At 57.3% G+C, this 23881-nt stretch carries 19 protein-coding genes; 17 read left to right on the top strand and 2 right to left on the bottom strand.

All coding sequences use genetic code 11. The annotated features are described in order from the left end of the window. The first annotated feature begins 195 nt into the window (after positions 1–195). The 13 genes from glnE to PSES9_RS0115525 all read left to right on the top strand — a co-directional run bounded on the left by glnE (position 196) and on the right by PSES9_RS0115525 (position 15917). Complete coding sequence (gene glnE, locus PSES9_RS0115585; protein WP_010488481.1) at positions 196–3159, top strand: bifunctional [glutamate--ammonia ligase]-adenylyl-L-tyrosine phosphorylase/[glutamate--ammonia-ligase] adenylyltransferase; 2964 nt, start codon at positions 196–198, stop codon at positions 3157–3159. Between the two features lie 71 nt (positions 3160–3230). After that, a complete protein-coding gene (locus tag PSES9_RS0115580) occupies positions 3231–4154 on the top strand; it encodes a branched-chain amino acid transaminase (RefSeq protein ID WP_010488480.1) in 924 nt (307 codons plus the stop codon). A gap of 100 nt (positions 4155–4254) precedes the next feature. After that, positions 4255–5289 carry a lipopolysaccharide heptosyltransferase II gene (gene waaF, locus PSES9_RS0115575; RefSeq protein WP_010488479.1) on the top strand — a complete coding sequence of 345 codons (1035 nt, stop codon included), beginning with the start codon at positions 4255–4257 and terminating at the stop codon, positions 5287–5289. Continuing rightward, the gene (gene waaC, locus PSES9_RS0115570; RefSeq protein WP_010488478.1) at positions 5289–6290 is read left to right on the top strand and encodes a lipopolysaccharide heptosyltransferase I; all 1002 of its coding nucleotides are present in this window, start codon (positions 5289–5291) and stop codon (positions 6288–6290) included. The genes waaF and waaC overlap by 1 nt, the downstream gene beginning before the upstream one ends. Further along, positions 6290–7417, top strand: a complete 1128-nt coding sequence (locus PSES9_RS0115565) for a glycosyltransferase family 4 protein (protein ID WP_010488477.1) — start codon at positions 6290–6292, stop codon at positions 7415–7417. The genes waaC and PSES9_RS0115565 overlap by 1 nt, the downstream gene beginning before the upstream one ends. Further along, positions 7408–8229, top strand: coding sequence for a lipopolysaccharide core heptose(I) kinase RfaP (gene rfaP, locus PSES9_RS0115560; RefSeq protein WP_010488476.1), 822 nt, complete (start codon positions 7408–7410; stop codon positions 8227–8229). Before PSES9_RS0115565 ends, rfaP begins: the two co-directional genes overlap by 10 nt. After that, on the top strand, positions 8229–8963 hold the full coding sequence (locus tag PSES9_RS0115555) for a lipopolysaccharide kinase InaA family protein (RefSeq protein ID WP_010488474.1): 735 nt from the start codon (positions 8229–8231) through the stop codon (positions 8961–8963). The genes rfaP and PSES9_RS0115555 overlap by 1 nt, the downstream gene beginning before the upstream one ends. Beyond that, entirely contained in the window at positions 8960–9706 is a 747-nt protein-coding gene (locus PSES9_RS0115550; protein WP_010488471.1) for a lipopolysaccharide kinase InaA family protein, read from the top strand. The genes PSES9_RS0115555 and PSES9_RS0115550 overlap by 4 nt, the downstream gene beginning before the upstream one ends. Then, complete coding sequence (locus tag PSES9_RS0115545; RefSeq protein ID WP_010488469.1) at positions 9703–11154, top strand: lipopolysaccharide kinase InaA family protein; 1452 nt, start codon at positions 9703–9705, stop codon at positions 11152–11154. The genes PSES9_RS0115550 and PSES9_RS0115545 overlap by 4 nt, the downstream gene beginning before the upstream one ends. A gap of 97 nt (positions 11155–11251) precedes the next feature. Beyond that, on the top strand, positions 11252–13006 hold the full coding sequence (locus PSES9_RS0115540; RefSeq protein ID WP_010488467.1) for a carbamoyltransferase family protein: 1755 nt from the start codon (positions 11252–11254) through the stop codon (positions 13004–13006). Next, complete coding sequence (locus PSES9_RS0115535) at positions 12999–13910, top strand: glycosyltransferase family 2 protein (protein WP_010488466.1); 912 nt, start codon at positions 12999–13001, stop codon at positions 13908–13910. The genes PSES9_RS0115540 and PSES9_RS0115535 overlap by 8 nt, the downstream gene beginning before the upstream one ends. Next, positions 13910–15055, top strand: coding sequence for a glycosyltransferase family 4 protein (locus PSES9_RS0115530; protein WP_010488464.1), 1146 nt, complete (start codon positions 13910–13912; stop codon positions 15053–15055). Before PSES9_RS0115535 ends, PSES9_RS0115530 begins: the two co-directional genes overlap by 1 nt. Then, complete coding sequence (locus PSES9_RS0115525; protein WP_010488462.1) at positions 15048–15917, top strand: glycosyltransferase; 870 nt, start codon at positions 15048–15050, stop codon at positions 15915–15917. Before PSES9_RS0115530 ends, PSES9_RS0115525 begins: the two co-directional genes overlap by 8 nt. Positions 15918–15939: 22 nt before the next feature. On the opposite strand, the gene PSES9_RS25360 is transcribed toward PSES9_RS0115525, so the two are convergent. Both PSES9_RS25360 and PSES9_RS25355 read right to left on the bottom strand, forming a co-directional pair. Next, entirely contained in the window at positions 15940–16605 is a 666-nt protein-coding gene (locus PSES9_RS25360) for a toluene tolerance protein (protein ID WP_010488460.1), read from the bottom strand. After that, positions 16602–17783 carry an O-antigen ligase family protein gene (locus PSES9_RS25355; RefSeq protein WP_238530397.1) on the bottom strand — a complete coding sequence of 394 codons (1182 nt, stop codon included), beginning with the start codon at positions 17781–17783 and terminating at the stop codon, positions 16602–16604. Before PSES9_RS25355 ends, PSES9_RS25360 begins: the two co-directional genes overlap by 4 nt. 175 nt (positions 17784–17958) lie before the next feature. Between PSES9_RS25355 and msbA the strand changes: the two genes are divergently transcribed. From msbA to PSES9_RS0115495, 4 genes are all read left to right on the top strand, one after another. Further along, complete coding sequence (msbA, locus tag PSES9_RS0115510; protein WP_010488455.1) at positions 17959–19758, top strand: lipid A export permease/ATP-binding protein MsbA; 1800 nt, start codon at positions 17959–17961, stop codon at positions 19756–19758. A gap of 38 nt (positions 19759–19796) precedes the next feature. Continuing rightward, positions 19797–21218, top strand: coding sequence for a bifunctional D-glycero-beta-D-manno-heptose-7-phosphate kinase/D-glycero-beta-D-manno-heptose 1-phosphate adenylyltransferase HldE (hldE, locus tag PSES9_RS0115505; protein ID WP_010488454.1), 1422 nt, complete (start codon positions 19797–19799; stop codon positions 21216–21218). A gap of 120 nt (positions 21219–21338) precedes the next feature. After that, complete coding sequence (locus tag PSES9_RS0115500; RefSeq protein WP_010488452.1) at positions 21339–22622, top strand: acyl-CoA dehydrogenase family protein; 1284 nt, start codon at positions 21339–21341, stop codon at positions 22620–22622. A 44-nt stretch (positions 22623–22666) separates the two neighbouring features. Beyond that, positions 22667–23872 (top strand): acyl-CoA dehydrogenase family protein, encoded by a 1206-nt coding sequence (locus tag PSES9_RS0115495; protein ID WP_010488450.1) that lies wholly within the window; start codon positions 22667–22669, stop codon positions 23870–23872. The last annotated feature ends 9 nt before the right edge of the window (positions 23873–23881 follow it).

Here is a 23881-nt window from a genome sequence, read left to right as displayed (position 1 = left end):
CATTTAAAATTCTTGGATGTACCGGAGGTAGGACCGGCGCCGTGTAGTTTTACTACATTTGGACGTTTATTTCAGCACTTTGGATACAATCTTTAGTAGCAAAACTACAATTTTTTTGGTTGCAGCTTGTGTAAAGCGCTCTAGATCAAGGGTTTAGCCTTTTTACACGATTGCAGCCTGTCAAAAGGATAGACCATGAGCCTGCCCATGCTGGTTGCTTTACCCGCCACCTTGCAAGCCCTGGCAAACAGTGCCAAGCAATCGCTGTGTAGTGCCATGAGCGAACTCTCTGCCGATGCCCGTGCCCAGTTCGACAACTGGTCGGCTGAATATCAGGAGGCGCTGCTGCGTGTCTGTGCGTGCAGTGATTTTGTATTGCAGCAGTCTTTGCGCGATCCGCAGATGCTGCTTGATCTGCAAGCCAGTGGCGAGTTGCAAGCTACGCTTGCGCCAGGCGAGTTGCGCGGGCAGTTGGCTGGCGTGCTCGATCAGTGCGCCGACGAAGAAGGGATGTCGAGCAGCTTGCGGCGTTTTCGCAATCGTCAGCAGGTGCGCATCATCTGGCGTGATATCAATCGTCTGGCGGACTTGCGCGAAACCTGCCGCGACCTTTCCGACCTGGCCGATTCCAGCATCGACCTGGCCTACCATTGGTTGTACCCGCGCCACTGCGAGCAGTTCGGCACGCCAGTCGGGCGACGAACGGGCGAGACGCAACACATGGTCATCCTCGGCATGGGCAAGCTCGGCGCCCATGAGCTTAATCTGTCATCCGATATCGACCTGATCTTTGGCTATCCCGAAGGCGGCGAGACAGAAGGCGTCAAGCGACCGCTGGATAACCAGGAGTTCTTCATTCGCCTGGGCCAGCGGTTGATCAAGGCCCTGGATGTGATCACCGTTGACGGCTTTGTATTTCGTACCGATATGCGCCTGCGTCCTTACGGGTCTTCGGGTTCGCTGGTGTTCAGCTTCAATGCGCTGGAGCAGTATTACCAGGATCAGGGGCGTGACTGGGAACGCTACGCCATGATCAAGGCGCGGGTGGTCGGGGGTGATCAGGCCAAGGGCGCCGAGTTGCTGGAAATGCTGCGTCCCTTTGTCTACCGGCGCTACCTGGATTTTTCGGCGATCGAAGCGCTGCGCAACATGAAGCAGTTGATCCAGCAGGAAGTACGCCGCAAGGGCATGGCGGCCAATATCAAGCTTGGTTCCGGCGGTATTTGTTCCGGCGGTATTCGTGAAGTCGAGTTTATTTCCCAGGCGTTCCAGTTGATTCATGGCGGGGGTGACCTGAGCTTGCAGCAGCGGCCGTTGCTCAGCGTGCTGGCAACGCTTGAGGGCCAGGGTTATCTGCCGGCTGCGGTAACCGATGAGCTGCGCCAGGGTTACGAGTTCCTGCGCTACACCGAACATGCGTTGCAGGCGATTGATGACCGGCAGACGCAGATGCTGCCCGACAACCAGCAGGACAAGCAGCGCGTGGCGCTGATGCTGGGTTTCGACGACTGGGATGCATTCCACCAGCAGTTGATGTACTGGCGGGGCCGGGTCGACTGGCACTTCCGCCAGGTCATCGCCGACCCCGATGAAGATGAGAATGCCGCCGACGCCACTGAAGTGGTCGGCTGCGAGTGGATGCCGTTGTGGGATGACGTGCAGGACGAGGAGTCGGCCTGTCGGCAACTGACCGACGCTGGCTTCAGTGACGCCCAGGCAGCGTGGCGACGCCTGGTGGATCTGCGCACCGGCAACCAGGTTCGCGCCATGCAGCGCTTGGGGCGCGAGCGCCTGGATGCCTTTATCCCCAGGCTGCTGGCACAGGCGGTCGAGCACGACAACCCGGACTTGGTGATGGAACGGGTGCTGCCGCTGATCGAGGCCGTGGCGCGGCGCTCTGCCTATTTGGTGCTGCTCAGCGAAAACCCGGGGGCGCTTGAACGGTTGCTCAACCTGTGTGCGGGCAGCCCCTGGATTGCCGAGCAGATCACCCGCTTCCCGTTGTTGCTTGATGAGCTGCTGAATGAAGGGCGGCTGTTCAACCCGCCGTTGGCGCCTGAACTTGCGGCCGAGTTGCGTGAGCGGCTGGCGCGGATACCGGAGGATGATCTCGAGCAGCAAATGGAAGCCCTGCGTCACTTCAAACTGGCCCATCGCCTGCGGGTTGCGGCTTCTGAAATTACCGGGACCTTGCCATTGATGAAGGTCAGCGACTATTTGACCTGGCTGGCCGAGGCCATTCTTGACCAGGTGCTGGCATTGTCATGGCGCCATACTTGCGCCAAATACGGCACGCCCAAGCGTGTGGATGGCAGCGATTGTGATCCGGGCTTTATTATTGTCGGCTACGGCAAGGTCGGCGGGATTGAAATGGGCCATACCTCGGACCTTGACCTGGTGTTTATCCACGACGGTGATCCGCAGTCCGAGACCGACGGTCCCAAGTCAATCGATACCGCGCAATTCTTCACCCGCCTGGGTCAGCGCATCATCCACCTGCTGACCACCCAGACCAACTCGGGGCAGCTCTATGAGGTCGATATGCGCCTGCGTCCATCTGGTGCGTCCGGCCTGTTGGTCAGTTCGCTCGGCGCATTTGAGCGCTATCAGGAAAACGAAGCCTGGACATGGGAGCATCAAGCACTGGTGCGGGCCCGTATGTTGGTTGGCTGTAAGCTTGTAGCAGCAGAATTTGGGCGGGTGAGGGCGTCTGTTCTGGGGCGTAAGCGTGATCTGGATAAGTTGCGCGCAGAAGTCAGTGAGATGCGTGCGAAGATGCGCGACAACCTTGGAACCCGGAAAACGGCAGCGGGGACGGCTGAAAATGCCTTCAGCGCGGATTCGGTGTTTGACCTCAAGCAGGATGCTGGAGGTATCGTCGATATTGAATTTATGGTGCAATACGCGGCTCTGGCATGGTCGCACGAACACCCTGAACTCCTTGAATTTACCGACAATATCCGCATATTAGAGGGATTGGAGCAGGTCGGCGCCCTGGCTGGAGACGATGTTCTGTTGTTGCAGGATGTCTACAAGGCTTACCGTTCAGCCGCTCACCGTCAGGCGCTACAGAAGCAGCCGGGGGTGGTTAGCGGTGATCAGTTTCATGAACAAAGACGCAGCGTCCTGCGAATCTGGCAGGTACTGGGTCTAACCTGAATTTAGCTCGGCTGTGGGGCGCGAGACGCTCTGGGCTGCTGTGTTTGAATCAAACTTGAGGACTGGCAACTATGTCGATGGCCGACCGTGATGGCGTGATTTGGTATGACGGCGAACTGGTTCCGTGGCGCAATGCGACCACGCATGTGCTGACCCACACGCTGCATTACGGCATGGGTGTTTTCGAAGGCGTCCGTGCCTACAACACCCCTGAAGGCACCGCGATCTTCCGTTTGGAGGCGCACACCGACCGCCTGTTTGATTCGGCCCACATCATGGGCATGAAGATTCCGTTCAGCAAAGAGCAGATCAACGAAGCCACCCGTGCCGCAGTACGTGAAAACAACCTTGAAAGTGCCTACATCCGGCCCATGGTGTTTTACGGATCAGAAGCCATGGGCTTGCGTGCTCACGGCCTGAAAACCCAAGTGATAGTCGCGGCCTGGAATTGGGGCGCCTACATGGGTGATGAAGCCTTGCAGGTGGGTATCAAGGTGCGTACCAGCTCCTTTACCCGTCATCACGTCAATATCTCGATGACACGTGCCAAGGCCAACGGCAACTACATCAACTCGATGCTGGCGCTGCAAGAAGCCATTTCCGGCGGTGCTGATGAAGCGATGCTGCTTGATCCGGAAGGCTATGTTGCCGAGGGTTCGGGCGAGAACATCTTCCTGGTCAAAAATGGCGTGGTGTACACGCCGGAAGTGACTTCATGCCTCAATGGCATTACCCGCGACACCATTCTTACCTTGGCCGAAGAGCAGGGTATCAAGGTTGTCGAGAAGCGTATCACCCGCGATGAAGTCTATATTGCCGATGAGGCGTTCTTCACGGGCACTGCTGCTGAAGTCACGCCAATTCGTGAGGTTGACGGTCGCCAGATTGGCGAAGGTCGTCGTGGCCCTGTAACCGAAGTGCTGCAGAAGGCTTACTTTGACCTGGTTACCGGCCAGACCAGTGCTCACGCGCAGTGGCGCACGCTGGTTAAATAAGGCCTGGGGTTAACCGCAACAGGGAGGCATGCAGGCCGGTTAAGCGTTGTTCGTGACGCTTGCCGGCCGGTCTGCCTCCTTGGTCGTTTCTGGAATGAGCATGAAAATACTGATCGTAGGCCCTAGTTGGGTGGGTGACATGGTGATGGCGCAGACACTGTTCCAGTGTCTCAAGGTGCGCTATCCCGGCTGCGAAATTGACGTTCTGGCGCCAGACTGGAGCCGACCGATCCTTGAACGCATGCCTGAAGTGCGCAGCGCGCTCAGCTTCCCCCTGGGCCACGGCGTACTGCAGTTGGCGACGCGACGCAAAATCGGCAAGTCGCTCAAGGGCCAGTACGACCAGGCAATCTTGCTGCCTAATTCGCTGAAGTCGGCATTGGTGCCGTTTTTTGCCGGCATTGCCAAGCGCACGGGCTGGAAAGGCGAGATGCGCTACGGCCTGCTCAATGACGTGCGCACGCTGGACAAAGAGCGTTATCCGCTGATGATCGAGCGCTTTATGGCGCTGGCATTCGAACCGGGCGCTGAGCTGCCAAAGCCGTATCCGAAGCCATTGCTGGAGATCGATCCAGTCAGCCGTGATGCGGCACTGGCCAAGTTTGGACTGAGTCTTGATCGCCCGGTGCTGGCGCTCTGTCCTGGCGCTGAGTTCGGTGAGGCCAAGCGCTGGCCGAGTGAGCATTACGCCAAGGTTGCAGAGCTGAAGATTCGCGCGGGCTGGCAAGTGTGGCTGTTTGGCTCGAAGAATGACCATGCTGTTGGCGAAGATATTCGCAGTCGCCTGATCCCCGGCTTGCGTGAAGAGGTCAGCAACCTGTCGGGTGATACCAGCCTGGCCGAAGCGATCGATCTGCTCTCATGTGCCCAGGCCGTGGTCTCCAACGACTCTGGCTTGATGCATGTTGCCGCAGCGCTGGGGCGTCCGCTGGTTTCGGTGTACGGCTCTACTTCGCCGCAATTCACCCCGCCACTGGCCGAACAGGTGGAAATTGTCCGCCTGGGGATCGAGTGCAGTCCATGCTTTGATCGTACCTGCCGGTTTGGTCACTACAATTGCCTGCGCCAGCTAAAGCCTCGTCCAGTCATTGAAGCGTTGGATCGCTTGGTGGCTGACCCGGCTGAGGTGCAATAGTGCGAGTTCTGCTAGTCAAAACATCTTCGCTTGGCGATGTAGTGCATACCTTGCCTGCGTTGACTGATGCTGCGCGGGCAATTCCCGGTATCCAGTTCGACTGGGTGGTTGAGGAAGGCTTTGCCGAGATACCGGCATGGCATCCCGCCGTGGCCCAGGTTATTCCCGTGGCGATCCGTCGCTGGCGGAAAAACCTGCTGCAAACCTGGAAAAATGGCGAGTGGAGTCGGTTCAAGGCACGCTTGCGCGAAACCCGCTACGACTTGGTCATCGATGCCCAGGGCTTGCTGAAAAGCGCCTTGTTGACGCGCTATGTCGACGCGCCGGTTGCCGGGCTAGATCGTGATTCGGCGCGCGAGCCAATTGCCTGTCGCTTTTACGACCGGCGCTATGCCGTACCGCGCGAGCAGCACGCCCTGGAGCGAGTGCGCCAGCTCTTTGCCCAGGCCCTGGGGTATTCCTTGGCCGGGCACGGGGCCGACTACGGTCTTGATCGCGTGGCAATGGCCGGGGACGTGGGCGAGCCTTACTTGTTGTTCCTGCACGGCACGACCTGGGCCAGTAAGCATTGGCCGGAAGCCAACTGGCGCGAGCTGGGAGGGGTGATGAACCAGCAGGGTCGGGCCGTACGTCTGCCGTGGGGCAATGAGGCCGAGAAGGCTCGCGCCGAACGTATTGTCAGTGGCTTTGACAAGGCCCAGGTTCTGCCTAAGTTGAACCTGGCGGGCATGGCCAAGGTCATCGCCGGTGCGCAAGCCTGCGTTGCAGTCGATACCGGACTGGGCCATCTGGCGGCGGCACTCGATGTGCCGAGCATCTCCTTGTATGGGCCAACATTGCCCGGGCGGGTAGGTGCGTACGGTCGTTCGCAGGTACACCTGTGCGCCACAGGCCCGAATGCAGGGTCGGGTGACCGGCATAAGCCATGTTTTGAAAATCTACCAGCGAGCCAGGTTGCGGCTGAGCTGGACACGCTGCTTTCAAACCGGGAGGCGGTGTAATGCGTCTGGCTTTTGTTCTCTATAAATATTTCCCGTTCGGCGGCCTGCAGCGCGATTTCATGCGCATCGCCCTTGAATGCCAGCAACGCGGCCATAGCATTCGCGTGTACACACCCATCTGGGAGGGTGAGATACCCGAAGGTTTCGAGGTCGTGGTGGTGCCGGTCAAGGCGCTGTTCAATCATTGGCGCAACAAGAAGCTTACTGCTTGGATCAAGGCGGACCTGGAACGACGTCCAGTCGACCGCGTGGTCGGTTTCAACAAGATGCCAGGGCTTGATGTCTACTATGCCGCCGACGGCTGCTTTGAGGACAAGGCGCAAAACCTGCGCAACTCGATCTACCGTAAATGGGGGCGCTACAAGCACTTCGCCGATTACGAACGCGCGGTGTTTGCGCCGGAGTCAAAGACCGAGGTGCTGATGATCTCCGAAGTCCAGCAACCTCTGTTCATCAAGCATTACCAGACTCCGCTCGAGCGCTTTCATCTGCTGCCGCCGGGTATCGCCCAGGACCGCCGCGCACCTGCTAACGCTGCCGAGATCCGTGCCGGGTTTCGCCGCGAGTTCAAGCTGGCCGATGATGATCTGTTGCTGGTGCAAATTGGCTCCGGGTTCAAGACCAAGGGCCTTGATCGCAGCTTGAAGGCTCTGGCCGCACTGCCGCGGGAGCTGAAGAAACGCACACGGCTGATTGCGATTGGCCAGGATGATCCGACACCCTTTTTACTGCAGGTCAAAGCCCTGGGTTTGTCGGATCAGGTGCAAATTCTCAAGGGCCGCAGCGATATTCCGCGGTTCTTGCTGGGGGCTGATTTATTGATTCACCCCGCCTACAACGAAAACACTGGCACGGTATTGCTCGAGGCCCTGGTTGCCGGGCGGCCGGTGTTGGTAACCGATGTGTGCGGCTATGCCCACTACATCAGTGATGCCGATGCCGGGCGAGTATTGCCCAGCCCCTTTGAACAACAGCGCTTGAATACAATGCTGGCCGAGATGTTGGCTGATGACCAGCAGCGGGCAAGCTGGCAGCGAAATGGATTGGCCTACGCCGATCACGCGGATCTATACAGCATGCCGCAACATGCGGCTGATGTGATATTAGCGGAGCGCCCATGCAAGTGATATTGAACGAACCGTTCAAAACCCTGTGGGCCGGCAAGGACCCCTTTGTCGAGGTCGAACAGATGCAAGGCGAGGTTTACCGCGAGCTGGATGGACGCCTCACGCTGCGTACGGTGGTGGACGGGCGTGGTTTTTTTGTGAAGATCCATCGTGGCATTGGCTGGGGTGAGATCGTCAAGAACCTGCTTGTGGCCAAGCTGCCCGTGCTGGGCGCACGCCAAGAGCATGATGCGATCGAGCGCCTGCAAAGGGTAGGCATTGACACCATGACCTGCGTGGCTTTTGGTGAACGCGGCAGCAACCCGGCGCGACAGCATTCATTCATCATTACCGAAGAGCTGGCGCCGACCATCAGCCTTGAAGACTACGCTGTCGATTGGCCGACGCAACCGCCCCAGCCAGGTCTCAAGCGCGCGCTGATCAAGCGTGTGGCGCAGATGGTTGGACAAATGCATCGTGCCGGAGTGAATCATCGCGACTGCTACATTTGCCATTTCTTGCTGCACACTGAAAAAACGGTTGTGGCGGACGACTTCAAGCTCTCGGTGATTGACCTGCACCGTGCCCAGCTGCGTGACGCAGTACCGCGTCGCTGGCGTGATAAAGACCTCAGCGCTTTGTACTATTCGGCGCTGGAGATTGGTCTGACCGAGCGTGATAAATATCGTTTTCTGCGAGACTACTTTGCCGCTGCGGGTCGTGCGCGGCCGCTGCGGCAGATCCTTGCCGAAGAACAACCTTTACTGGCGCAACTGGAGCGCCAGGTGGCAAAGCTTTATGCGCGTAAAGAGCGTTATGGGGGCGCACTGTAATGGCGGGTTGGAAACTGGAGGCCGCTTACAGTGGCTTGGCCAAGGATTTTGGCAGTTTGGATGCAGTTTTTGCTTTGCAAGGCGACCCGATTACCCGCGATCCAATCTCCGAGGTTATTCGGGTTGAACGTGAAGGGGTGCGCTACTACGTCAAGCGTTACAAGAGCGCTGGCAAGGGCTTCAGGCGTTATATCGGGCGTACGCGGGTGCGCACTGAATCTCGCAATCTGAAGCGTTTCGCCAAGTGGGACATACCAACATCGAAAGTGGTTGCCTCGGGTCTTGAGCGTAACAATGGCGCCTTTGTGCGTGGAGCCCTGGTGACCCAGGAACTGCCGAATACGCAAGACCTGGCTGCCATGGCCAATGCTCAGGATCCACGCTTGAAGCAGGGGGGCTGGGTGCGTCAGGTCAGCGAGCAGATTGCAACGCTGACGCGCCGCATGCACGACAATAACTTCACGCACAATGATCTAAAGTGGCGCAATGTGCTGGTCGACAGCCAGGGCAAGGTCTTTCTGATTGACTGCCCGACCGGCGGTTTTTGGTGGGGCGTTTTCCTGCGGTACCGCATTATCAAAGACCTGGCCTGCCTCGATAAAGTGGCCAAGTACACCTTGTCGCGCACCCAGCGCTTGCGCTTTTATATGCAATACAGCGGGCATCAGCGGTTGGATATGCGTGATAAAAAGAATATTGGCCAAATCCTGAAATTCTTCGAGGGGCGAGAGTGAAAGATTTTATCGCCAGCGAGGAACAGCAACTCCTTGCGCGCAATGGCCTGGATAGCTTCGATGCGCTTTGGGCGCTCAAGCTCGAGGCCGTGGACGAGCCAAACACCGAGCGTGGCGGTTGGAGCACAGTGTTTCGCCTGGAGTTGGAAGATAAGGCCTTTTACCTCAAGCGCCAGAGCAATTACCTGACGCATACCTTGTCGCACCCATTTGGCGAGCCGACGTTTTCGCGTGAGTTTCGCAATATCCAGCGTTATACCGAGCTTGGCATACCGGCGTTGCAAGCCGTGTTCTATGCCCAGCGTAGAGTGGCCGGTGAGCAGCGAGCCGTGCTGCTGACCCGCGCCCTGGATAACTGGCAAGACCTCGACCAGGTATTGCAAGACTGGCCTGCAATGCCACTGGCGCAACGCAATGCGGTGCTTGATGCGTGCGGGCTGCTGGCCCGGCGGCTGCATGGGCGCGGCCAGATCCACGGCTGCTTTTATCCCAAGCATATCTTCTTGCAGCCACGCGGAGAGGCATTTGCAGCGCAACTGATTGATCTGGAGAAAACCCGCCCTGTGTTGTGGGGGGAGCGTGACCGGGTCAAGGATATCGAGCCCTTGCTGCGCCGGGCACAGGTCTGGCAAGACGCTGATATTCAGCGTTTCCTCAGTGCCTATCTGGGGTCCAGGGCAAATATGGATCATTGGCTTGAACGCTTGACCAAGCGCCGCAAAGCCAAGGCGGTGAGCGCATGAGGCTCGGTGAGCTCAAGGGGGCGGGGCGCTCGCCTGAGCTGCCCTTGCTCGTTGAGGGTGTTGCTCAGTCGGCAATACAGTTGCAGAGTCTGTTGCGTGTGCTTCCCGGCCAGCGTTATGTCGGCAAGGCTTTGTGGAATGAACAGCCAGTACTGGCGAAGATTCTGACGGGCGCCAGCGCCCAGCGGCATTTCCAACGCGAGCTTGACGGTGCCCAGGCGCTCGCGGCGCAAGGCTTGCTGACCCCCAGGTTGCTGGAGCATGGCTCAAGCGCCGAGGGTGGCTGGCTGCTCTTTGAATACCTGGACAATGCGCAGAGCCTGGCCGATGCATGGCGCCAGCTGCCGGCACAGGCTGCACTTAGCGCGGCCCAGCAGGCACTTTTGGGCGAAGCGCTTGCGGTCATTGCGCAAATGCATAGCCGTGGCCTTTGGCAGGATGATTTACACCTCGACAACCTGATGCGCCGTGCCGACCAACTTTACCTGGTCGATGGCGGTGGCGTTCGTGCTGAAGTGCCGGGTCAGGCACTGAGTCGCGACAAGGTGTTGGCTAACCTGGGTGTTTTCTTTGCACAGTTACCGGCCAGTGTCGACGGCCACCTTGAAGAGCTGCTGGTTCACTATGTGCTGGTCAATGGCGAACATGCCTTGCCGCTTGAGGCATTGCAGAAGGAAATAGCCAAGGTTCGTCGCTGGCGCCTGGGCGACTACATGCACAAGCTCGGGCGCGACTGCAGCCTGTTCAGTGTGCAGCGTGGGGCATCGCTGCTGCGTATTTTCAAACGTGACGAGCAAGCCGGGCTTGAGCCTCTGTTGGCCAATCCAGATGCGGCAATCGAGGCGGGCAAGGCGCTCAAGCTCGGAGGCTCATCAACGGTCACCCAGGTGCAGTTGGGCGAGCGCAAACTGGTAGTCAAGCGCTATAACATCAAGAGCTTCATGCACTGGCTAAAACGCTTCTGGCGTCCGAGTCGGGCCTGGCATAGCTGGTGTGAAGGTAATCGCCTGGCGTTTTTGGGCATTGCCACTCCCCTGCCGCTGGCCATGCTGGAGTTGCGCAGCTTTTGGTTACGACGCCGGGCATATCTGATTACCGAACATCTTGCCGGTGAGGATATAATCAGCCGTTTTGAGCCCCATGCCGCAGCAGATTCGCAGTCGATGCCTGCAGAATCCGAGCTTGGCGCCCTGGATGAGTTGTTTGCAGCGCTCAAGCGCGAGCGGATCAGCCATGGTGACCTCAAGGGCACCAACATACTGTGGCAAGAGAATCGCTGGGCCTTGATTGATCTTGATTCGATGCAACAGCATGGGTCTGAGCGTAGTTTTGCACCGGCATTTGCCCGTGACCGGGCACGGTTTCTGCGTAATTGGCCAGCGGGCAGTCGCTTGCACCAGTTACTTGATCAACGTTTACCCAAGCCTGGCGAGGCCGCTGAAGACTGAGTGTCGAGGCCTGCTGGTGTAAGTAGCCATCAAGGCTATGTAAATAAATTTTGCGCCGCGCTTTGTTCTGCGCGGCAGATTTCAAGAGGTTTACCCTGTGGCACTGACGATTCTTGGATTATCTGGCGCACTGAGCCATGACCCATCGGCTGCACTGTATATCGACGGCAAGTTGATCGCAGCTGCAGAAGAAGAGCGCTTCGTGCGAGACAAGCATGCAAAAAACCGCATGCCCTATGAATCGGCAAAGTTCTGTCTTGAACAAGCGGGGATCAAGCCGTCTGATGTTGATGTCGTCGCCATTCCCTTTGCGCCGATCAGCATTTTTGACAAGGCACGTTGGCACTATGCCAAGCGCTACTGGTATGCGCCGGATCGCGCACTGGATGCGATCCTGACCGGCAACCGTCGCTACAAGCGCTACCGCAACAAGATCAAGTGGTGTCTGGAACAGCTTGGCTTTGACCTGAAGAAGGTCAAGATCGAAGCCGTGGAGCACCATTTGGCCCACGCTTCCAGCGCCTATCACTGCTCCGGGTTCACCGAGAAAACGGCGATCCTCGGCATTGATGGTAAGGGCGAATACGCTACGACTTTCTTCGGTTATGGCGAGAACGGCAAGATCCACAAAATCAAAGAATTCTTTGATCCGGACTCGCTCGGCGGCCTCTATGGCGCCATGACCGAGTTCCTTGGCTTTGAAATGCTTGATGGTGAGTTCAAGGTCATGGGCATGGCCCCTTATGGCGACGCATCCAAGTACGATTTGTCGCGCCTGGCGTCCTTTGAAAACGGCGAACTGGTGATCAACACCGAGTACGCCAACGTGATTGGCCTGCGCCGCTACAAGGAAAACGGCAAGGGCTTCTACTTCTCGCAAAAGCTGATCGACTGGCTTGGTCCAAAGCGAGAAGGCGATATCGCGGATGACCCATACATCCACTATGCCGCCAGCATTCAGGCACTGTTTGAGAAGCTGGCGCTGCAGATGATGGATTACTACCTGGGTGACATCATCAAGGAAACCGGCAAGATTGCCTTTGCTGGCGGCAGCGCCTTGAACGTGAAGCTCAATCAGAAAATCATCGCTCGTCCTGAGGTCAAGGAACTGTTCGTGCAGCCAGCAGCTGGTGATGCGGGGACCGCGGTTGGCGCTGCGGCTTATGTGTCGACCCAGCGGGGTGTGCCGGTCGAGAAGATGGAACACGTCTACCTCGGGCCGTCTTACTCCAATAAAGATGTCATTGCGGCCTGTGCGCGTCATCCGACCAAGCCGGTTTTCAAGCACATCGACAACATGCCCCAGCGCATCGCCAAGATCATGGTCGCGGGCAATCCAGTGGCCTGGTTCCAGGGCCGCATGGAGTTTGGTCCGCGTGCACTGGGCGGACGATCCATTGTCGGTTGCCCGAGCATTGCCGGTGTGGCCAACCGGATTAACGAACAGATCAAGTTCCGTGAGCGCTGGCGCCCATTCTGCCCGTCGATGCTGGATACCGTGGGCCCGCAGATGCTCAAGGTCGATCATCCTTCGCCCTTCATGACCTTCACCTTTGAAGTCAATGAAGAGTGGAAAACCCGGGTCTCTGAAGTGGTTCACGAAGACGGTACTCCACGCGCTCAGGTGCTCAAGCGTGAATACAACCCGCGTTACTACGACATGATGAAAGAGCTGGAAAACCTCACCGGCAACGGCGTTTCACTGAACACCTCGCTGAACCGGCGCGGCGAGGCCATGATCTGCTCGCCAACCGACGCGCTCAACATGTTCTATGGTTCGGATCTGCAGTACCTGATCATGGAGGATATCCTGGTTGTCAAAGACGGCGTGGACTGGTTCGACGATGTCTGAGCCCCTGATCAGCGTGATCATCCCTGCGTATAACTACGCGGAGAAGATATCGCGGGCAGTCGAGTCGGTGGTCTCGCAGCTTGGCGAAGCCGCCGCCGACCTGCTGGTGATAAACGATGGTTCCACTGATCATACCTTGCAGGTGCTCGAACAGTTACTGGCTCAAAACCAGGGGCGTTTTCGGATTGTGAGCAAGGCCAATGGTGGATTGGCTTCTGTGCGCAACCTTGGAATCAAGCAAGCCACCGGCCAGTACCTGGTCTTCCTTGATGCCGATGATGAAATGGCGCCCGGAGCCCTGTCGGCCTTGACCGAGCATATCCAGGACAATCCCGAGACGCGCATGGTCATTGGCGGGTTCTGGTCAGTGGCTGTCGACGGCAAGCGTCGTCAGCGCCGGGCGCCAGTCATTCCCCGTACCGCCCGTGAACGTGTCTCCGGCTACCTGATAAAGAAAACCATTGCTGTGAGCAATGGTGCCTGCGCCATGCATCGCGAGGTCTTTGCGCCAGGCAACTATCCCGAAACATTTCGCAGTGCCGAGGATATCCCGGTATTTGCCCAGGTGTTGGCGCGCTTTCCCTGTACGGCCTTGGACCAGCCCCTGGCGTTTATCTATAAGCACCCGACGAGCTTGAGGCATAACTTGAAGTTTGCGTATGAAACCGGGCTGACGCTGGTCGACGAAGTGTTCGATCCGGTTCGCATGCCGGCTGAGCTACAGGACTTGAAGCGCAGCTTCACTGCTCAGCGTTGTGCTTCATTGTTCCGCACCTTCTACAGTGCCGGCGAGCGGCAAGCCAGCCTGGGTTTCTACCGCAAAGCGCTACAAGCAGACTGGCGTCTAATAACAAATTGGTCTTATACCCGCAAGGCACTGAAGCTCTTGCTGAGAGGGCGTTAATGTCGCGCAGACTCAAGGTTCTACAATTGCAGGGCAGCTACAACATAGGTATTTCAGGCTTGGCTGAGCAGATCATTCAGGGTCTGCCGACGGATCGGGTCGAAGTGGTCAATGCCTTTCTGTCGAGCGCTCCAAGCGAAGCGCCAGTGCAGAGCGTCGCATCTCGCACGGTTTACTTTGATCTCAGCCAGTCGCAGCTCAAAGGGTTGCGTCTCAAGGCCTTGTTCCGGTTGTATGCATTCTGCCGTGCCGAGTCATTCGATGTGGTGATTGCCCATCGATTCAAGCCAATAAGCCTGCTGATGCTGCTCAACCGTTGGTTGAACATTTCGCTTTGCATTGGCGTCCAGCATGGCGTTGGCGATTTCGACCGCGCCTACCGGCGCTGGGAAACGCGCAGGCTCTTGACTGGAAACTGGCGGATTGTGGCGGTTTCCCGCGCCGTATATGAATACCTGCTCAATTGCGGTGGCGGCTTTACAGCGGCCAATACCCTGAGGATTGACAACGCAATTGATATTCAGCGCGCTGAAAGCATCCAGTTGTCGCGCCAGCAGGCGCGGAAGGCGCTGGGGATTGCGCCAGATCCGTTCATCTTCGGTGCCATCGGCCGCCTGGTTCCGGTCAAGGGGCATATCTATCTGCTAGAAGCGTTCGCCCTGATCAAGGATGACCACCCGAATGCGCAGCTAGTGATTATCGGTGAAGGTCGCACGCGGGCTGAACTGGAGCACGGCATCGAGCGCCTGGGGTTGCAAGGGCGCGTGCATCTTGTCGGTGACCGCAACGATGCACAGCAATACGTTAAGGCCTTTGACGTCTTTATGATGCCTTCGCTTTCCGAGGGCTTGCCACTGGCGATGCTTGAGGCAATGGCTGGGCATTTGACGGTGATCGGCTCTGATATCGACAGCCTCAAATCCATTCTTGAAGATAGCCAGGGCTATCTGTTCCCGGTCAAGGATGTCCCGGCGTTGGCTGAGCAGATGGAGAAGGTGTTATCCCTGTCCGCCGAGGAGTTGCAAGCCAAGGGGAGTAGTGCCTATGCCTACGTGTGTCGGTCTCACTCTATCGCTGACTATCAGCAACACTACCGAGATTTGATCGAACAGATAAGCATTACAGAGGCTTTACCCCATGGATAAGTTGCTTGAATCCCCTTTGGTTACGGTGATCATCGCCTCGTACAACCATGCCCAGTACATCGAAGAAAGCATCAAGAGTGTATTGGCCCAGACCTATCCAAATATCGAGCTGATGGTTATAGATGACGGCTCAAGCGATGATAGCGTCGAGCGCATTAGCGCATTGCAACAGCAGCACGGCTTCTATTTCAAGGCACAACAGAACCAAGGGCTCTCAAGAACCTTGAATCAGGCCATCGCCTTGTCCAAGGGTAGCCTTATCGCGCCTTTTGGCTCGGACGACATCATGTTTCCCGAGCGCATAGCGTTACAGGTCGCCCATATGGCAACGGCGCCCGAGGCTGGCATCTGCGCGGGTAATATCGAAAAAATAGACAGCCATGGGCGGGTAAGGGAAAGGCAGCGCATTCGTGCTGCAAGGCGTATGGATTTTGACGCAGTATTTCTCAAGACCGAACCGATTGCGCCTGCGCCCACCTTGCTGTTTCGCCGTGAAGCGCTGGAGAAGGTTGGCGGCTTTAACCCGGAAATCCGCCTTGAAGACCTGTATATCGAGCTGAAGATTACCCAGGCTGGCTACTATATCGATGTGTTGCAGGAAGTCTTGGCGCAATACCGGATGCACGACACCAATACCTATAAAAACTTGCGATTCATGATTGATAACGTCCTGGCCACATACGCCTGCTTTAGCGATCACCCGCGCTATCCGTACGTTTGTAATCGCTTTATCAACTCCATGTTGGTCAGGTGTGCTCGCACAGATAAAAAACTGGCCCGGGAGCTTATCAGGCGTTTGCCCGTCAGTGCCTGGAACACCAAGACGCTGCGTGCATTTGGCCGTTACCTGATGCCCGCCTGAATTGCCGATTGGGCAGCGCGGCTTAACTGACGCGCTGTCTATGCCTGGCAAAGGCCTGGGCTAATTGTGCGGCAGCAGATTGCCCGGCGCTTTGGGCATAACCGCGTAGCAGTGTTGCCTGGTGCTCATTGGCCAGCCAGGTGGCGTCTTCCTGATAGCGCAGCAGGTGCTGGACATTGCGCGCGCGCTGCCACGCCGAGAGCGGTCGCGAGAATATCTTCATGTCGGACACGTCAATCAGCGCATACTGGCCATCGGGCATGCTCAAGACATTTCCCAGGTGCAGGGAGCGGAAGTAGATCCCGGACAGATGCACGCGGCCGAGAAAGGTACCGAACTTGAACAGTTGCTCTTCCAGTTGCTCTGGATTGAGTTCGCGCCAGTGGTTGCGCAGGGTGACACCGGCAACGGGCTCGTAGCGCAGGCCGTTGAGTTCCAGCTCCGGAACCAGGATTAGCTCCAGGGTTACTGGCGCTGGAATACCCAGTGCGATCAAGCGCTCGGCATTACGGGCGAAACGTACCGAGGGCGGCGCCCATAATGCAGAGGAGAGCAGGCGCTTGCGTCGAAACAGCTTGAGGAAGCTGCCGTCGGCAAGTTCTGCGACCTTCAGGCCATGGCCATCTTCCTCAATGGTTTTCGAGCCTTCCAGTCTTGCCTTCAGTTGTGCTTGCGTCAGCGTGGTCATGCTGGGGCCTGCATACGTTGGCGAATAGACAAGGCAGCAAAAAGCGCAACCGGAATCCAGGTCAGAAACCAGTTCTCGTTAGGCCTGGAAAGAAAGGCGCTGCCCTCGGTGAGTCCGGCGAACACCCCATAACAGGCCAGGGCAGACACCAGTTGAATGGTCTTGTCGTGCCGCAGTTCCACCGTCTTGCGTAACAGCGCGGCGTACATGGCAAACCAGAGTGTCAGCCCGATCAGGCCGGTATCGAGCAATACCGCCAGTTCGACATTGTGCGGGTCTTCCAGCTTGCGTCCGCCGGCGTTGAAAATGAACTCACTTTGATAGCCGTGGCCCAGCCAGAGCTTCTCTTGGGCGATGGCCAGGGCTTGCTGCCAGATTTCCGGGCGGTAGGAAAAGCCTCGGGACATCAGTGTGCCGGGTAGGAAAAAGTACAGTGCGGCGCCCGCCAGGCAGACAGCGAGAAACAGATAAAGGCCTTTCTTACCCGATATCAGCATCAGCCAGATGGTTACGGCAAAAAGCGCCATCAAGGGGGTTCTCGATCCGGTTTCGATCAGAACTGCTAGCAATGGCAAGGCCAGAAGGATGCTAAAGCGGTTGAATCGACCTTGTTGTGTGACCCAAAAGGCTAGCCAGTAGGTGCAGAAGAAGCCGAATACGTGGGATGAAAGCAATGGGTTGCGCATGGCGCCAGTACCGATCAGGCGGGCACTAGTGCTGGCGTTCGGCAAAAACTGGATCAGGTTCACCACGGCGCCAATGGCCATGATGATCGCACTGAACTGTAATGCCTTGAGCAACAGTTGTTCATCCCGGCACGCCATCATTGCGCATCCGACAAACAGCATCAGTACGTACACGGGACGTTTTGCTACGCTTGAGGGGCTGGAGTCGGTGAGGCTCCAGCCCAGGCTGATCAGCACCCAGGCCGAAAACAGCACAAAGCAAATAACGATAGGCTCGCGCAGCAACTGCTTTATATAGCGCGGTCTCAATACCAGCCCCAGCAGTGCAGGGAACGCAAATAGACCGTAGTACAGCTTGGTATAGAGACTGGTGTCGGACACCCAGATCAGCCCGGTCAGCAGCACCATGTAGCCAAGCGGTATCCAGTACTGCTCAACCAGCGTATGTAGCCGTGCACCTGCACTTATTTTTGCTGTCGAGGTAGATTGCATTGTCAGGACGGGGTTGTTAGAAAGGCGCGTAGCATAATTCATCTGCCCAGAAGATGGAGCTTTTGTAGGCTTTATGTGCTGATTTGTGATCAGTTTTATGCGTGCAGTACAGGTGCATCTCGAGACATAGAGGGCCTGTGATATACTTTTTTATCCTACCGGTGCGTCGAGCCCTATGAGCGTTAAAACTCCTGCCTCAACCAGTCTGAAAATATATTTTCGCCTACTGAGCTATGTAAAACCTTACATTGGCTACTTTAGCCTGAGCATCCTTGGCTATGTGATTTTTGCCTCGACTCAGCCCATGCTTGCCGGGATTCTCAAGTATTTCGTTGATGGCTTGTCCAATCCACAGGTGGTGCTCTTTCCCAGCGTGCCTTACCTGCAAGACCTGCAGCTGTTGCAGGCAGTGCCGCTATTGATAGTTCTGATTGCCGCCTGGCAGGGCCTGGGTTCGTTTCTGGGTAACTTCTATCTGGCCAAGGTCTCTCTGAGCCTGGTCCATGCCCTGCGCACTTCATTGTTCAACAGCCTGCTGAGCTTGCCCAATCGTTATTTTGACAGTCATAACTCGGGCCACCTGATTTCACGGATCACCTTCAATGTAACCATGGTTACCGGGGCCGCGACGGATGCGATCAAGGTCGTGATTCGCGAAGGCCTGACCGTGGTGTTCCTGTTCGGCTATTTGCTGTGGATGAACTGGCACCTCACGTTGGTCATGCTCGCGATCTTGCCGGTCATCGCGGTGATGGTCAGCAGTGCCAGCAAAAAATTCCGCAAGCAAAGCAAGAAGATCCAGGTTGCAATGGGCGACGTCACTCACGTGGCCTCGGAAACCATTCAGGGCTATCGGGTGGTTCGCAGTTTCGGTGGGGAAACCTATGAGTCCGCCCGTTTTGAGACTGCAAGTCGCGACAACACCCTCAAGCAGCTGAGAATGACCAAGACCGGAGCGGTCTATACCCCAATGCTGCAGTTGGTCATCTACATCGCCATGGCTGTTTTGTTGTTCTTGGTTCTATATCTGCGCGGTGATGCAACTGCGGGGGACTTGGTCGCCTACATCACGGCTGCCGGCTTGTTCCAAAAGCCGATCCGCCAGCTGTCAGAGGTCAGCGCCACCATCCAGAAAGGCCTGGCGGCTGCCGACAGTATCTTCGAGCAGTTGGATGAGGCGCCCGAGGTTGACACCGGTACCTACGAAGTCGACAAAGCCATCGGCCGTCTGGAGATCAAGGATCTCAACTTCAAATACCCCAGTGCCGAGAAACAGGTGCTGCAGAACATCAATTTCACTGCCGAGCCCGGGCAAATGGTCGCCTTGGTCGGACGTTCCGGCAGTGGTAAATCGACCCTGGCAAACCTGATTCCACGCTTCTATCATCATGAAAGCGGACAAATCCTGCTCGACGGCGTCGATGTCGAGGACTACAAGCTGCGCAACCTGCGCCGCCACATCGGCTTTGTGAACCAGCAGACCACATTGTTCAACGACACCGTTGCCAACAACATCGCCTATGGCGATTTGGCTGGCGCACCGCGTGAAGCGATTGAACAGGCTGTGGAAGCGGCGTACGCCAAGGAGTTTGTCGACAAGCTTCCCCAGGGGCTCGATACCGAAGTGGGCGAAAATGGTGTCCTGCTTTCCGGAGGCCAACGCCAGCGTTTGGCTATTGCCCGGGCCTTGCTCAAGGACTCGCCGGTACTGGTGCTTGATGAAGCCACCTCTGCACTGGATACCGAGTCGGAGCGACATATCCAGGCGGCGCTGGACCGTGTGATGAAAGGACGCACGACCTTGGTGATTGCCCACCGGTTATCGACGATTGAAAAAGCAGACCTTATCTTGGTTATGGATCAGGGGCAGATTGTGGAACGGGGCACCCATGTCGAACTCCTGGCATTGAACGGTTACTACGCCCGTTTGCATGCCTTGGGTCTGGATGAAAACGCACCACTCGATCACGCCTGATAAACTATCGACCGCCATCGAAGGCCCTCGGAGTCCAAATGAAGTTGTCCATGCCACGTTTTGAACAAGCCCCGGTTTTAGTTGTGGGCGATGTCATGCTCGACCGTTATTGGCATGGCGGAACCTCGCGGATATCTCCCGAAGCGCCGGTGCCAGTAGTCAAGGTTGATCAAATTGAAGACCGCCCGGGCGGTGCGGCCAACGTTGCCTTGAACATTGCCGCGCTGGGCGCGCCTGCCACACTGGTGGGTGTCACTGGCGAAGATGAAGCCGCCGACAGCCTCAGCGCCAGCTTGAGCTGCGTTGGTGTCAAGACACGTTTTCAGCGTATCCATGACCAGCCAACCATAGTCAAACTGCGGGTCATGAGCCGACACCAGCAATTGCTGCGCATGGATTTCGAAGAGCTGTTCAATACCGACTCCGATGCATTGGCCAAGGATGTCGATGCGCTGCTTGATGGGGTCAAGGTGCTGGTGCTGTCCGATTACGGCAAAGGCGCGCTGAGAAATCATCAAGCCCTGGTCCAGCTTGCGCGCAAGCGTGGCATTCCAGTATTGGCTGACCCGAAAGGCAAGGATTTTTCAGTCTATCGAGGTGCCAGCCTGATCACGCCGAACCTCAGTGAGTTCGAGGCGATTGTTGGCATTTGTACCGATGAGGCCCAGTTGGTAAGCAAAGGCGCCAAGCTGATGCAGGAGCTGGAGCTTGGGGCCTTGCTGGTTACTCGCGGTGAGCATGGCATGACGCTGTTGCGTCCACAATTTGCTCCCTTGCACCTTCCCGCTCGTGCGCGTGAAGTATTTGATGTCACCGGCGCGGGCGACACTGTTATATCAACCCTGGCAGCCTCTATTGCAGCTGGCGAAGAGTTGCCACAGGCAGTGGCACTGGCCAACCTGGCCGCTGGCATCGTTGTTGGCAAGCTCGGCACGGCCGCTATCAGTGCACCTGAATTACGCCGTGCGGTGCAGCGCGAGCAAGGTTCCGAGCGTGGCGTGATGCGGCCCGACCAACTGCTTATTGCAATCGAAGATGCACGCGCCCACGGAGAGAAAATAGTCTTCACCAACGGCTGCTTTGATATACTTCATGCCGGGCATGTGACCTCCCTGGAGCAGGCGCGGGCCCAGGGTGACCGCCTGGTGTTGGCAGTTAATGACGACGCCTCTGTCAGCCGACTCAAAGGGCCGGGCCGGCCGATAAACTCGGTTGATCGACGCATGGCAGTGCTGGCGGGGCTGGGTGCTGTTGACTGGGTGGTGAGCTTTACAGAAGACACCCCTGAAAACCTGCTCAAGCTGGTTCAGCCGGATGTCCTGGTCAAGGGCGGCGATTACTCCATTGATAAAGTCGTCGGCGCTGATATCGTCACCGCCTATGGTGGGGGAGTTAAGGTGCTGGGCCTGGTCGAGAACAGCTCCCCCACCGCAATAGTGGACAAGATTCGTAATCGTTAAGCTGCGCAATACTGGCCACTGGCTCCATCGCCACTGGCCACTGGCTGTGCGGTCATGGTCTGGCTATCCGCCTAGCGGCATGATCTTCGGCATCATTCATCGCTCAAGGAGCGTGATGCCATGCCATCGACTGTTAATGGCCATGCCCTGGCGTTGCTTAATCGCTCCGCCCAGGCTGACTGGCCCGACTACCTGAAGTTACGCAAACCTTTCGAAACCTTGGTTTACAGCAGTGCGCGAGCAGGTTTCAAGCTTGCCGCGCGACGCTCCACCAAAATCCAGCCCCGTCTGGCCTTGCAGGATTCGAGCGCACTCTTTGACCTGTCCTTGTCGGATGAGCAGGAAATGCTGGTGGAGATGCTTGAAGGCTTCGCCAGCGAGGTGTTGCGCGCTGCGGCCCATGAGGCTGATGAGCAGGCGGCAGTCGCACCGCAGTTACTCACGCAAATGGATGAGCTGGGCCTGGTTCATTATGCGGTGCCTGAGCTTGACGGCGGTATGGCGGGCGAGCGTACGGCACTGACCAATGCGTTGATGGCCGAAGCACTCGCCAAGGGTGATTTATCCCTAGCCGCGACTATGCTGGTGCCATTGTCCAGCGCCAACTGTATTCACCGCTGGGGCTCGGTCGAGCAGCAGCGGTGCTGGTTGCCACGCTTTCTCGCCAACAATGACCGACCTCGTATGGCGATAGCGTTCAATGAACCTTACCCCTTGTTTGACCCACGCAAGCTGACGACCCGAGCCCGCCGCAAGGGCAAGCATTATGTGCTCAGGGGCGAGAAGTGCTTGGTGGTTGCTGGCCTTGATGCCAGCCACTTGATTGTCGCTGCGCAGGCCGCGCGCGGGCCTGCGCTGTTTATTGTCGAGGCCGCTAGCAAGGGCGTCCAGCGTAAAGCCGAGCCGGCGATGGGCTTGAAGGCAGCCCGTACCTGCAGGGTGCAGTTAAATGCGGTGAAAGTACCGCTTGAGGCACGCTTGAGTGCCCAGGATTTCAATTATGAGGGCTTCCTCGATTATGCCGACCTGGCATGGTCTGCGTTGGCGGTAGGCACCGCCCAGGCGGCCCTGGACTACGTTATTGGCTACTGCAACGAGCGGGTCGCCTTTGCCGAGCCGATCAGCCACCGTCAAGGGGTGGCATTTATGATCGCCGACATGGCAATCGAGATCGACGCCATGCGACTTATGGTGTGGAACGCCTGTTCGAGGGCTGAGCGTGGCAAGCCTTTTCATCAGGCCAGTTACCTGAGCCAGCTCCTGTGCGCCGAAAAATCGATGAAAATTGCTACCGACGCGGTGCAGTTGCTGGGTGGGCACGGGTTTACCAAGGAGCATCCAGTAGAGCGCTGGTATCGAGACATTCGCGCCATCTCCCTGCTCAAGGGTGGATTGCAGATCTAGCCAGTGACAGCCATGTCCCGGCCACTTTGCCTGGAGGAATGACAATGAACCTCGATATCCCGAAGAAATTCAGCGGGCTGGTAAGCCAGGCTCACCAGGTCGCCGAGCGTTACTACCGGCCAATCTCGCGCAAGTACGATAAAGCCGAACACAGTTATCCGCGTGAGCTGGATCTGCTCGCCGGGTTGCTTGATGGAATGAACGCCAGCTCGCCTGAGGCCGTGGGAGCCACCTCGGCCAGCAAGCGTAGCGTTGGCAACCAGGATCATGCCAACCAAAACGGCGGCAATATGGCTGCCCTGCTGGGCATTATGGAGCTGTGCTGGGGGGACGTCGGCTTGTTGCTGGCGATGCCCCGCCAAGGCTTGGGTAACGCCGCGATAGCCGCAGTGGCAAACCCTCAGCAGCTTGAGCGCTTCAAGGGCGTTTGGGCTGCAATGGCGATTACTGAGCCAGGCTGTGGTTCGGATTCCGCTGCCATCCACACAACTGCAACAAAGCTGGGTGACGAATATGTGCTCAATGGTGAAAAGATTTTCGTCACCTCGGGCGAGCGCGCCGATGCGGTAGTGGTTTGGGCCACGCTGGACAAGGCCCTTGGCCGTGCGGCAATCAAGTCCTTCGTGGTTGAAAAGGGTACGCCGGGCATGACTGTGACGCGGCTGGAGAAAAAACTCGGTATCAAGGCTTCGGACACGGCATCCATCAGCTTCAACGATTGTCGGGTGCCAGCCAGCAACATGTTGGGGCGGCCTGAAGTTGATGTCGAGAAGGGTTTTGCCGGGGTCATGGAAACCTTTGACAACACCCGGCCGTTGGTTGCCGGCATGGCCATTGGGGTGGCCAAGGCCTCGCTTGATCGTACTCGGCAGTTACTCGGGAAAAGCTGTCCGCTTGATTACTCCGCGCCGCTACTGAGCGTCAGTCATGCCGAAGCCAGGTTATACGAGCTCGAAGCCAACTGGCAAGCTGCCCGATTGCTGACCCTTAAAGCCGCATGGATGGCAGACAACCGGATTGCCAACTCGAAAGAAGCTTCCATTGCCAAGGCCAAGGCCGGACGAATGGCCAATGAAGTGACCTTGACGTGCGTGGAGTTGGTCGGTGCCCTGGGTTACGGCGAGGATGAGTTGCTGGAAAAATGGGCGCGAGACTCAAAAATCCTGGATATTTTCGAGGGCACCCAACAGATTCAGCTATTGATAATCGCCCGTCGCTTGCTGGGCAAGACTTCGTCAGAACTGAAGTAGCTGCATGCT

This window comes from Pseudomonas sp. S9 (assembly GCF_000222125.1).
Classification (GTDB): domain Bacteria; phylum Pseudomonadota; class Gammaproteobacteria; order Pseudomonadales; family Pseudomonadaceae; genus Aquipseudomonas; species Aquipseudomonas segetis.
The sequence above is the reverse complement of the archived record's forward strand: the minus strand, read 5'-3'. Positions and strand labels throughout refer to the sequence as shown.